At 63.3% G+C, this 11,756-nt stretch carries 12 protein-coding genes; 10 read left to right on the plus strand and 2 right to left on the minus strand.

Translation table 11 applies throughout. The features are described 5' to 3' along the window. The first annotated feature begins 216 nt into the window (after positions 1 to 216). Together FY036_RS08875 and FY036_RS08880 are read left to right on the plus strand one after the other, a co-directional pair. Entirely contained in the window at positions 217 to 1,596 is a 1,380-nt protein-coding gene (locus tag FY036_RS08875; RefSeq protein WP_148914359.1) for a M20/M25/M40 family metallo-hydrolase, read from the plus strand. 16 nt (positions 1,597 to 1,612) lie between these two features. Beyond that, positions 1,613 to 2,230 (plus strand): ribonuclease D, encoded by a 618-nt coding sequence (locus FY036_RS08880; protein ID WP_148914360.1) that lies wholly within the window; start codon positions 1,613 to 1,615, stop codon positions 2,228 to 2,230. 7 nt (positions 2,231 to 2,237) lie between these two features. Here FY036_RS08880 and FY036_RS08885 read toward each other — a convergent pair whose 3' ends face one another. Then, positions 2,238 to 3,338: an acyltransferase family protein gene (locus tag FY036_RS08885; protein ID WP_148914361.1), complete on the minus strand. Its 1,101-nt coding sequence runs from the start codon at positions 3,336 to 3,338 to the stop codon at positions 2,238 to 2,240. A gap of 332 nt (positions 3,339 to 3,670) precedes the next feature. Here FY036_RS08885 and FY036_RS08890 point away from each other — a divergent pair, with 332 nt between their 5' ends. The 8 genes from FY036_RS08890 (at position 3,671) to FY036_RS08920 (ending at position 11,066) form a co-directional block, all read left to right on the plus strand. Beyond that, a complete protein-coding gene (locus tag FY036_RS08890) occupies positions 3,671 to 5,251 on the plus strand; it encodes a peptide ABC transporter substrate-binding protein (protein ID WP_407941149.1) in 1,581 nt (526 codons plus the stop codon). A 63-nt stretch (positions 5,252 to 5,314) separates the two neighbouring features. Beyond that, positions 5,315 to 6,232 (plus strand): ABC transporter permease subunit, encoded by a 918-nt coding sequence (locus FY036_RS08895; protein WP_148914363.1) that lies wholly within the window; start codon positions 5,315 to 5,317, stop codon positions 6,230 to 6,232. 10 nt (positions 6,233 to 6,242) lie between these two features. Continuing rightward, positions 6,243 to 7,382, plus strand: a complete 1,140-nt coding sequence (locus tag FY036_RS08900) for an ABC transporter permease (RefSeq protein WP_148914364.1) — start codon at positions 6,243 to 6,245, stop codon at positions 7,380 to 7,382. Between the two features lies 1 nt (position 7,383). After that, positions 7,384 to 9,009: an ABC transporter ATP-binding protein gene (locus FY036_RS08905; RefSeq protein WP_148914365.1), complete on the plus strand. Its 1,626-nt coding sequence runs from the start codon at positions 7,384 to 7,386 to the stop codon at positions 9,007 to 9,009. A gap of 111 nt (positions 9,010 to 9,120) precedes the next feature. Beyond that, a complete protein-coding gene (locus FY036_RS08910; RefSeq protein ID WP_148914366.1) occupies positions 9,121 to 9,303 on the plus strand; it encodes a hypothetical protein in 183 nt (60 codons plus the stop codon). 107 nt (positions 9,304 to 9,410) lie between these two features. Next, positions 9,411 to 9,737, plus strand: a complete 327-nt coding sequence (locus FY036_RS08915) for a BRA0787 family protein (RefSeq protein WP_148914367.1) — start codon at positions 9,411 to 9,413, stop codon at positions 9,735 to 9,737. Positions 9,738 to 9,853: 116 nt separating this feature from the next. Continuing rightward, complete coding sequence (locus FY036_RS23760; RefSeq protein ID WP_161601119.1) at positions 9,854 to 10,006, plus strand: hypothetical protein; 153 nt, start codon at positions 9,854 to 9,856, stop codon at positions 10,004 to 10,006. Between the two features lie 118 nt (positions 10,007 to 10,124). After that, positions 10,125 to 11,066, plus strand: coding sequence for an LLM class flavin-dependent oxidoreductase (locus FY036_RS08920; RefSeq protein ID WP_148914368.1), 942 nt, complete (start codon positions 10,125 to 10,127; stop codon positions 11,064 to 11,066). A gap of 27 nt (positions 11,067 to 11,093) precedes the next feature. Here the strand turns inward: FY036_RS08920 and FY036_RS08925 are convergent, their stop codons facing one another. Further along, on the minus strand, positions 11,094 to 11,549 hold the full coding sequence (locus tag FY036_RS08925) for an RrF2 family transcriptional regulator (protein WP_148914369.1): 456 nt from the start codon (positions 11,547 to 11,549) through the stop codon (positions 11,094 to 11,096). Positions 11,550 to 11,756 lie beyond the last annotated feature (207 nt).

Raw genomic sequence — 11,756 nt, forward strand, 5'->3', positions numbered from 1 at the left:
CGCCGAGTCCGGAAATAGGCCCGTCCCCCGCCTGAACCGGACACTGCGGGAGCCTCATCCCCCTCTCCGGGCTCCCGCATCGTTTCGAGTAAGGCCGCCGTGGTTCCCCCTCCACCACGGCGGCACTTTTTTGTGCCGCTGGCATGAAAATGCGGGGCTTTTCGATCCGTCTTCCGAACGATACGTTCGCGGCGCAGAATCGAAAGGCACTTTCCCATGTCCGCAATCGCTCCCGTCCTCGACCGCATCGACGCCAACCTCGAAGCCAGCCTCGAACGCCTGTTCGCGCTGATCCGCATCCCCTCGATCTCCACCGACCCCGCCTATGCGAAGGATTGCCGCCGCGCGGCAGAGTGGCTGGTGGAAGACCTCAAGACGATCGGTTTCGACGCCAGCGTGCGCGACACGCCGGGCCATCCGATGGTGGTGGCGCATCACGACGGGCCGCAGGGCTCTCCGCATGTGCTGTTCTACGGCCACTACGATGTGCAGCCGGTCGATCCGCTGAACCTGTGGGATGCCGACCCGTTCGACCCGAAGGTCAAGGAACTGGAGCCCGGCCGCAAGGTCATTACCGGGCGCGGCTCGTCGGACGACAAGGGACAGCTCATGCTGTTCGTTGAAGCCTGCCGCGCGTGGAAGGAAGTGCATGGCAGCCTGCCATGCAGGATCACCCTGCTGTTCGAGGGCGAGGAAGAGTCGGGCTCGCCTTCGGTAAAGCCGTTCCTGGACGCAAACTCGGAAGAGCTGAAGGCAGACTTCGCCATGGTCTGCGATACCGGCATGTGGAACCGCGACACGCCGTGCATCACGGTCGGCCTGCGCGGGCTTGTCGGCGAGGAAGTGACTATTCACGCCGCCGAGCGCGACCTGCATTCGGGCGTCTATGGGGGTGCCGCGGCCAACCCGATCCGCATCCTCGCGAAAATCCTGGGCGACATGCACGACGAGACCGGCCGTATCACGGTCCCTGATTTCTACGACGGGGTCGAGGAAACGCCGAGCCAGATCAAGGCGGCGTGGGACAAGCTCGACATCAGCCCGCTGCTTGGCGACATCGGCCTGTCCGTGCCGTCGGGAGAGAAGGGGCGGTCGATCCCCGAAATGGTGTGGGCGCGGCCGACCGCCGAGTTCAACGGAATTTCCGGCGGCTATGAGGGCGACGGCTTCAAGACCGTGATCGCGGCGAAGGCATCGGCGAAAGTGTCGTTCCGCCTCGTCGGCAACCAGGATCCGGAAGCGATCCGCGCTTCCTTCCGCAAGTTCGTCGAAGACCGCATCCCCGCCGACTGCTCGGTCACCTTCGAGAAGCATGGCGGCTCGCCAGCGCTGCAGCTCGCGTATGACGCGCCGATCGTGACCAAGGCCGCATCCGCGCTGTCGGACGAATGGCCCAACAAGGCGTTGGTGCTGGCAATGGGCGGCTCGATCCCGATCGTCGGCGACTTCAAGCGCAGGCTGGGCATGGAAACGCTGCTGGTCGGTTTCGGGCTGGACGACGACCGCATCCATTCGCCCAACGAGAAGTATGACCTGTCGTCGTTCCACAAGGGCCAGCGCAGCTGGGCGCGCATCCTGGCCGCGCTGACGGCATAGACGGGAGGGTAGACAGATGACGATCCGCTTTCACCGGGGCGACCTCGCCGACCTCTCCAACTACGATGTCGATGCAGTCGCCATCGATACCGAGACGCTGGGGCTAAACCCGCATCGCGACCGGCTGTGCGTGGTCCAGCTCTCGCCGGGCGACGGCACGGCCGACGTGGTCCAGATCACGCCGGGGCAGAAGCGTGCGCCCAACCTCGTGTCGCTGCTGAAGAACCGCAAGATCACCAAGCTGTTCCACTTCGGGCGCTTCGATCTGGCGGTGCTTTATCATGCGTTCGGTGCCATGCCGGAGCCGGTGTTCTGCTCCAAGATCGCATCGCGGCTGACCCGCACCTATACCGACAGGCACGGGCTCAAGGACATCTGCAACGAACTGCTGGGCGTCAGCCTGTCGAAGGTGCAGCAGTCATCGGACTGGGCGGCCGAAACGCTGTCGCCGGAACAGCTGGAATACGCCGCCTCGGACGTCCTTTATCTCCACCAGCTTCGTGAGAAGCTGAACTTCAGGCTGGAACGGGACGGTCGGGTTAAGGAGGCGGACGCCTGCTTCCGCTTCCTGCCTACGCGCGCCAAGCTGGACCTGATGGGCTGGGACGAGCAGGACATCTTCGCCCACTCGTAGTCATGGCTCACGAAGCCGTCGGGCTGCCCGCCAACTGCGGCTTGGCGGGCGCGCGATCGATATAGGCCCAGTCCGGCCGCTCGAACAGGAAGCGGCCGCGGCCCGTCCACTGGACGAGGCCGTAGAGCACTACCGGCCCGGTAACGCCGGCGATCGTGACCAGCAGCGCGACCATACCGATATCCGTGATGATCCCGGTGCGGATGAGCACCACGCGCGCAACCGCCATCGGCAGGAAGAAGGCCAGGTAGATGACGATCGAGTGTGCGCCGAGCCATGTAAGCCATTGCGACCACGACGCCTGAGAAAGCAGCGCCGATACGGCGACGATCGCCATGGCGCCTGCACCACCGAGCGCGAGCGACAGGACGGGCAGCGCCGCCAGCCCCGCGCCGCCACCCGCCGCGCCGTCCGACTGGAGGAGGAAGGCTAGCGAGGACGGCGCGGGGGTGAAAACGAAGATGCCGTTGACGACGGCCCAGAGCGCCAGAAGCGCGCCGGCTTTGGCGCGGTTGGCCAGAACCCATTCGGCGAGGTCGAAGATGCGCGCCGCCAGCGCGTAGCCGGCGAAGAAATAGACGTAGCGCGCGCAGAATTCGTCGAACAACATCGCGCCGGTATGGATCGGCAGCATCTCGAGCACGGCCGCCCACGCCAGCACCAGCCACACAGGCAGGCCCTTCACCAGCCGGGTGAAGACGAAGAAGATCGGCAGGATGTAAACGAACCACAGCGTGCCGAAGGGCTGTACGAAGGCCCAGAGATACTCGGAGATCGGAGCTGCAATGCCGTCCTCGGCGACCATTCCCGGAGCCTTGAAGGCGAACTGGATGGTCAGCCAGAGAATGTAGAAGTACAGGAAGTGGATGACCTTGCGGTCGATGTAGCGCAGCCACGGCCGGTCTATGACGAGGCCGAGGAACAGCCCGGAGATGAGAAAGAAGTCGGGCATTCGGAACGGGCGGGCGAATGCGACCACGTCGTGCATGAAGCCTTCGCCACCCATGGCGATGCCGACGCCGAGCGTCGAGTGCATCATGACCACGAAGATGATGCAGATGCCTTTTGCGGTATCGACCCAGCCGACACGCGATGCGGATTCAGCCATTTTCCTGCTCCCTGCAAGGCCGCCTTCTGGCAGTTCTTGGAAGCAGCTTAGCGCACAAACGCCACCGAACCGTTAATCGGAACCGGCATGAGAATGTGGCGGAACAGGCGCTTCAGCGGTCCGTTGCAAGCAAGCAAAATTCCTTTCCCGGCCGTTAATCGCGCATCTTCGTGCAAAAACTATTCCCGCAAGGCAATTGCATTGCGGAAACCGTACCTGACCTTGCGTCGGCCAGATTCCCGCTTGCTCTCCGTTATCGCATGCTCATAATCGCGCCCAGCCCGGGCGGGGGCTTAATTCCAGAGGAGGCAATAACGATGTTGCAGAATATCATGAAGGCGGCGCTGCTTTCGGCCGCAGTGGTTGTTACCGGCGTTGCAGGCGTTTCGCAGGCATTCGCCGAAGTGGTCTACAACCGCGGTAACGATACCGACCCGACTACACTCGACCATCACAAGACTTCGACGGTCGCCGAGGGCAACCTCATGCGCGACCTCTACGAGGGTCTCGTCGTCCAGAACAACGTCGCCGAGGTCGTGCCCGGCGTCGCAGAGAGCTGGGAAATCTCGGATGACGGCCTGACCTACACCTTCAAGCTGCGTGAAGACGCCAAGTGGTCGAACGGCGACCAGGTGAAGGCCAGCGACTTCGTGTTCGCTTACCAGCGCATCCAGAACCCCGAAACGGCCGCGCCTTACGCTAACATGCTCTACCCGATCAAGAACGCCGAGGCGATCAACAAGGGCGAGATGGAGCCGTCGGAGTTGGGCGCCAAGGCCGTCGACGACACCACGCTGGAAATCACGCTGAACCAGCCGACCCCGTATTTCCTCGAGCTTCTGACTCACCAGACCGGACACCCGCTGCATCAGGCTTCGGTCGAGGAGCATGGCGACCAGTTCACCCGTCCGGGCAACATGGTCACCAACGGCGCCTACATGCTGGAAAGCTTCACGCCCAACGACAAGATCACCATGCGCAAGAACCCGCACTTCCATGATGCGGACAATGTGCAGATCGATGTCGTCAACTTCATCCCGTTCGAGGATCGCGCGACCTGCCTGCGCCGCTTCGAAGCCGGTGAAGTGCTGTCGTGCTCGGACCTCGACAACCAGCAGATGGACTACATGAAGGAGAATCTGGGCGAGCAGGTTCGCGTCGCGCCCTATCTCGGCACTTATTACCTGCCGGTGAAGGTGAAGAAGGAAAAGTTGGCCGATCCGCGTGTTCGTCAGGCGCTTTCCATGGCGATCGATCGCGAGTTCCTGGCCACCGAAATCTGGCGCGATTCCATGTTGCCGACCTACTCCTTCGTGCCGAAGGGCATCGGCAACTACGGCGAGAACGCCGAGCTGCCTTACGCCAACGACGACATCCTCGATCGCGAGGATGCGGCCAAGGCGCTGCTGGAAGAGGCTGGCGTTGAAGAAGGTTCGCTGACGGTCGAGCTGCGCTACAACACGTCGGAAAACCACAAGAACACGATGACCGCCATCGGCGACATGCTGAAGAACATCGGCGTCAACTCCACCATCGTCGAGATGGAGGGCACCGGATACTTCGACTACATGAAGCAGGATGGCGACTTCGACATCACGCGCGCCGGCTGGATCGGCGACTACTCCGATCCGCAGAACTTCCTGTTCCTGTTCGAGAGCGAGAACCTGGGCTTCAACTATCCGCGCTGGGAAAACGCCGAATACGACGCGCTGATGAAAAAGGCCGGCGAGACCATCGATATCGACGAGCGCGCCGCCGTGCTGAAGGAAGCCGAGACCCTGCTTCTGGAAGAGCTGCCGATCATCCCGATCATGTACTATTCCTCCGGTTCGCTCGTTTCCGAGAAGCTGCAGGGCTGGGAAGACAATGTGATGAACGTCCACGGCACCCGCTGGATGTCCATCGCGCAGTAATAGTCCACCACGATCTGCCCATGCGCGGCCCCCGCGCATGGGCATTTTTGACCGGAGCAGGTCATGTTCGCATATGTGCTCAGGCGTTTCGCCGGCGCGGTGCCGACGCTTTTCATCATCGTCACCATCGCTTTCTTCATGATCCGGCTGGCGCCGGGCGGTCCGTTCGACCTCGAACGGCCCCTCGACCCGCTCATCATGGCGAACCTCGAACGCGCCTTCAATTTCGACAAGCCGCTGTGGCAACAGTACCTGATCTATCTGGGCAACCTGGCTCAGGGCGATCTGGGGCCGTCCTTCACGCGGCGCGACTTCACCGTGATGGATCTGTTCCGCACCGGTCTTCCGGTCTCGATCCAGATCGGCGGCATGGCGCTGTCCATCGCGCTCGTGGTCGGCGTGTTTCTAGGCGCGCTGGCTGCTCTTCGGCAGAACACATGGGTCGATTACATGGTGGTCGGTACGGCCACCTTCGGCATCACCATTCCCACCTTCGTGATTGCGCCGCTGCTGTCGCTGTTCTTCGGCGTGATGATGGGTTGGCTGCCGGCCGGCGGCTGGGGCACGTGGCAGCACATGGTGCTGCCGATCGCAACGCTGGCGCTGCCGCAGATCGCCATCATCGCACGATTGACACGGGGCGCGACCATCGAGGCGCTTCGCTCCAACCACGTGCGCACCGCGCGCGCCTACGGCCTGCCGAACTACGTGGTCGTCGGCGTGCACGCGCTGCGCGCAGCCATCCTGCCGGTGGTTTCCTATCTGGGACCGACGGCGGCAGCACTTCTGACCGGGTCGGTGGTGGTCGAGACCATCTTCGGGATTCCCGGCATCGGGCGTTATTTCGTGCAGGGCGCGCTGGGGCGCGACTACACGCTGGTGATGGGGACGGTGGTGGTGATTGCGTGCTTCGTGATCGTCTTCAACCTGATCGTCGACATTCTTTATGCGTGGCTCGATCCGCGCGTGCGCTACGATTGAGGAGACGGGCATGACCGATACCGTACTCCCCGTTGAACATCATGCCGCCGGCCGCTCCCTCGGCCAGGACGCGTGGATCCGCCTGCGGCGCAATCGTGCCGCGGTCGCAAGCGCCATCGTGCTGCTTCTGCTAGCGCTGGCGGGCATCGTCGGGCCGTGGCTGACGCCACACTCCTACGACCGCATCTACCCGCAATATGTGCGGGCGCCGGCCAGTCTCGAGGCCTACCCCAAGGAAGAGGCCATCCTGCCGGCCTTCGAAAGCGCACTGACGCGCGCACGAGTGCAGATCGGCGAGGTCGAGGTCTCCGGCTCGACGGTACGCGCGCCGGTCTCGGACGGCGAGGCGCTCGATCCGCGCATCGTGCGCTACATCGACCGCTCCGACCTATTCTCGAACGCAAGGCTCGAGGATGCGGACGGCAACCCGCTCGCCGAAGGCGCAAGCGAAGGCGTGATGGTGGCAGACGTGCAGCGCCTGCGCTTCCTGTTCGGCACCGACGCGAACGGGCGCGACCTGCTCTCGCGCATCCTCATCGGCATCCGCATTTCGCTCGCCATCGGCGTGCTGGCATCGGCGATGGCGCTGCTGCTCGGCGTGACCTACGGCGCGATTGCCGGCTATCTGGGCGGGCGCGTCGACAACCTGATGATGCGGGTGGTGGACATTCTCTATTCGCTGCCCTTCATCTTCTTCGTCATCCTGCTGGTGGTCTTTTTCGGGCGAAGTTTCGTGCTGATATTCATAGCCATCGGCTGTACCGAGTGGCTCGACATGGCGCGCATCGTGCGCGGCCAGACGCTGACCATCAAACGTCAGGAATATGTGCAGGCGGCAGAGGCGCTGGGCGTATCCGATGCAGGCATCGTGCGCCGCCACATCATCCCCAACGCGCTCGGTCCGGTCGTGGTGTTCGTGACCCTGCTGGTGCCCAAGGCGATCCTGCTGGAGAGCCTGTTGTCATTCCTGGGGCTCGGCGTGCAGGAGCCGCTGACCAGTCTCGGCCTGTTGATCGCGGAAGGCGCGTCCAACATGCGCGGCGCGGCGTGGCTGCTGATCTATCCGGCGGTGACGCTGACGGCGATCCTTTTCGCGCTGAACTTCCTCGGCGACGGCCTGCGCGATGCGCTCGATCCGAAGGACCGCTGAAATGGACAAGCAATCCATCCTCGAAGTGCGCGGCCTCAATGTCGAGTTCGAGACGAACGATGGCGTCGTTCATGCCGTCAAGGGCATCGATCTAGACGTGAAGCCGGGCGAGGCGGTCGCCATCGTAGGCGAGTCCGGGTCTGGCAAGAGCCAGACCACGATGGCGATGATGGGCCTCCTGGCCTCCAACGGGCGGGCGAGGGGCTCGGCCAGATATCGCGGGCAGGAGCTGATCGGCCTCTCGGAACGCAAGCTGAACCGCGTGCGCGGCGAGAAGATCACGATGATCTTCCAGGAGCCGATGACTTCGCTCGACCCGCTGTACCGCATCGGACGCCAGATCGCCGAGCCGCTGATCCACCATCGCGGCATGTCGGCGAAGGCGGCGCGTGCGCGCGTGATCGAATTGCTCGACCTCGTCGGCATCCCCAACCCCGAGCGGCGGGTGGATTCCTACCCGCACGAGATGTCGGGCGGGCAACGCCAGCGCGTCATGATCGCCATGGCGCTGGCCAACGATCCCGACGTGCTGATCGCCGATGAACCGACGACGGCGCTCGACGTGACGATCCAGGCGCAGATTCTCGCGCTGCTGGCCGAGCTTCAGCAGAAGCTCGGAATGGCCATCGTCTTCATTACGCACGATCTGGGGATCGTGCGGCGCTTCGCCGACCGGGTCTATGTGATGCGCTCGGGCGAGGTGGTGGAAGAGGGCGCTACGGAAACGCTCTTCGGCGCGCCGAAGCACCCCTACACGAAAATGCTTCTGGCTGCGGAGCCGACCGGCCGCAAGGCAGCCCCTCCCGCCGAAGCGCAGGTGTTGCTGGAAGGGCGCGACGTGGAGGTCGTGTTTGCCGCCGGAGGCGGGTGGTTCTCGCGCTCGGCCGGCGAGGTCCGCGCCGTCGACCACATCTCGGTCGCGCTGCGACAGGGCCAGACCATCGGAATCGTGGGCGAGTCCGGCTCCGGCAAATCCACGCTCGGCCGCGCGCTGCTGCGGCTTCTGCCCAGTGAGGGCACGGTGCGGTTTGTTGGGCAGGACATATCAGACGCCGACAAGCGCGCCATGCGCCCGCTGCGCAAGGAACTGCAACTCGTCTTCCAGGACCCGTTCGGTTCTCTGTCGCCGCGCATGACCGTGGGGCAGGTGGTGACCGAAGGGCTTAAAGTCCACGAGCCATCATTGCCGGCGCGCGAGCGTGACCGTCGCGCCGTGGAGGCGCTCAAGGAGGTGGGGCTCGATCCCGCAATGCGCAATCGCTATCCGCACGAGTTCTCCGGCGGACAGCGCCAGCGCATCGCGATTGCGCGCGCCATGATCCTGAAGCCCAAGGTGGTCGTGCTCGACGAGCCGACATCGGCGCTGGACCGCTCGGTGCAGAAGCAGATCGTCGATCTTCTGCGCGACCTGCAGAAGGCGCACGACTTGTCCTACCTGTTCATCAGCCACGACCTCGCGGTCGTCCGCGCCATGGCCGACCACATCATCGTCATGAGGCAGGGCAAGATCGTCGAGGAGGGGCCGACCGAGGCGATCTTCGACAATCCGCAGGAGCCCTATACGCAGGCGCTGATGGCCGCCGCTATCGACGGCACACCATTCCGCGAGGGTGTGGTGGAAGCTTAACCGCCAATACTCTATCAGTTTAGTAGACATTATTGACATCCTCGTCGGACGCGCCATACTCCCCCATGGCAAGTGCCTGCCGCCACTCATGTTCGATGACAGGAGATGACGATGATGCAGACATTGATCTACCGCGCGGAAGCGTTTCTGAAGAACGCTCTGCCCGTCGCGGAACAACCACGGGCAGATGGCGAGCCGGCCGCAACCGCTCCGGGATCGCAGCAATCCCGCGCCTCGGACCCGCTGCCTCAGCACGAGGAAAGTTTCTACTGGGCGTTGCACGCTCATTGGTAGGCAACCGCCCTCAACCTTTTCGGCCTCCACGCGTTTCCATCCGTTCCGGACGCTCGGCGTCGTTGCCAAAAGCAATGCGAGCGTGTGCACCAGCAGAGGAGATGGTCATGACACGCATTCTTCCGGCCCTTCACGAAGGGCATGCGCCAATTCACCTCCATGCGGCTTTTGAAGATGCCCTCCAGGCCTTCGAGGAGTGGGGGCTTGGCATAGACGAGCCAGTGGTCGCCTTCGAGGGGCGCGATGTTCCGATCAGTTCCGTATTCGGCCGGATGCGCACATGCTCCGACCTGCTGCCGCAGCGCATGCTCGATCTGGTTCGCGATGTCGCGGGACGTCATGCGGCGTCTCTCGAAGACGGGAGAACCAGCTATGCGGAAGCGGCGTTCATCCTACGCGCGCTTTGCGTAGAGCGGCTCCGCGACGAGGTATGAGGGAATTTCTGTCTCCGTTTTCGGAAGACTATGGAACGACGTTCCAATCCTTTCCGAAAATTAACAATCGACAAAGTCTACCAATTTTGTAGACTGATTGCCGGATGGAGGTGACGATGACATATGTGAGCAATCCGCGGCATGGCCGCAAGACTGCGAGAATCGACGCCGACAGGACGACCGTCCGCAATGTCGGGGCTGTAACCTACATCGCCTTCGCATTGTCAGTTGGCTTTGCTGCCGCCCTGATCTTCGGCTTCCTCGCCTGACGCATAGCGGGCGGCGGACGTCGCCCGCTTCATTATCAATTTCCAGATTCAGGAGTTCACAGGTCGGCTGCACCCGCAGCCGTCAACGGGGTTTGACGATCGAAAAAGGGAGATCGCCATGTCTATACGACTTACGCATGTTCCCGCCGACCAGACTGGTTTCGAAAGTGAGGGTGATGCACCCTTCTTCTTCGAAGCAGAAAGAGCGCTTCGCACGCTGCGGCATCTCGAGGACGCGGGTTTCGACGGGGTGCTGATCGACAGCGCCGGCGGCGTTCTTGCCAATCTCGACCTCGCCGCCCAGGCGGCCTCCGGCACCTCGGCGCTTCAGATCGCCATAGTCCATTCGCCGGGCATACTGGCACCCGATATCGCCGCCCGTCAGATCGCCGCGCTGGACGCAGCAAGTGCCGGCCGGATCGCACTGCGCATCGCAGCCGACGGCATCGGATCGCGGCGAAGTGGGCCGGCGAGCCACGCTGCGTCATTCGGCAGACTGAGCGAATATCTCGTGCTTTTGCGAAGGCTGTGGGCAAACGAAGCGCCTTTCGAGCATCAAGGGCCGTTCTACACCGTAAGGGACGGGTATGTCGCGCTGAAGGGACCGCAGGGCATGGCGATTCCGGTTCGCATGGGCGGGCTCTCGGGCACTGCAGTTAGAACCGCGGCGCGCCATGCCGATGTATTCGAGCTGGCGCCGGGCACGCCTGAAGAGGTCCGGTTGCAGGTTTCCCGCGTTGTCGCTGCCGCCCGCGAGTTTGGCCGTGGCGACAAGATAGCCTTTGCGCTTCCCGTTCATCTTGGAAGCCCGTCTCGCGCGTCCGGCGTGCGTCTCTCCGGATCGCCCGAGGAAGTTGCCTTGGCGCTGCTACCCTACGCCGCGCTGGGGGTGACGGAACTGATGATCGCAGGCTTGACGACCGCGCGCGAGATAGAACTTTTCGGCAGGCACACGGCGCCGCTGCTGCGCAATTCCATCCGCCGCCGTCTCGCGCCGGAGCCGGTTCTGCCGAGTGTCGGCGATGCGTCACCTGAAATGGCCGGGCGAAGCCGGCACTGAGCGCGCACCGGCCGGCAGTCATCGAAGTCAGGCGTGGACCTGCAACACGGCAGCGGCGTCGTCGTCGTTCGCCGGCTGGTCGCGCATTTCCGCAAGACTGCGATTGTCAAGAACCTCGGCAATCGCGGCGCGCACGTCCAGCATCATGTGGCGCACCTGGCAAGTGGCCTCGTCGCAATCGTCGCAGCGCTCGTAGCGGGTGCGGCTTGCGCAGGATATCGGCGCGAGCGGCCCGTCAAGAACCCGGACGACATGACCGACCTTGATCTCGCTCGCGGGCCGCGCCAGCCGGTAGCCGCCGTCCTTGCCCTTGCGGCTCTGTACGAAGCCGGCATTGCGCAGTTCGCCGAGGATTGCGTCGAGAAACTTCTTCGGAATGTTGTTGGCACTGGCGATGTCGTTGACGAAGGCAAGCTGTCCAGCCGGCAGGTGCGCCAGATGCACGAGAGCCTTGAGCCCGTATTTGCCTTTTCTCGTCAGCATCTGCGCGTGCGCCTCCCGGCGAGCAGCCGGCCGTTGAAACGGTTCCGGTGCGCGAAATCCTGCCCGCCCCTACCCGTCATGGGTGCGGATGACCCATAGATTCCGTCGAACTGATATACAAGCTGGAAAAGGTTGCGTTTTTGTGTGTTTTTTATGGTGTGACAGCCACGCGGACGCGTCTTTCTCTACCTATGCAGGTATTTGCTT

It is taken from the genome of Neoaquamicrobium microcysteis, assembly GCF_008180155.1.
Taxonomy (GTDB): domain Bacteria; phylum Pseudomonadota; class Alphaproteobacteria; order Rhizobiales; family Rhizobiaceae; genus Aerobium; species Aerobium microcysteis.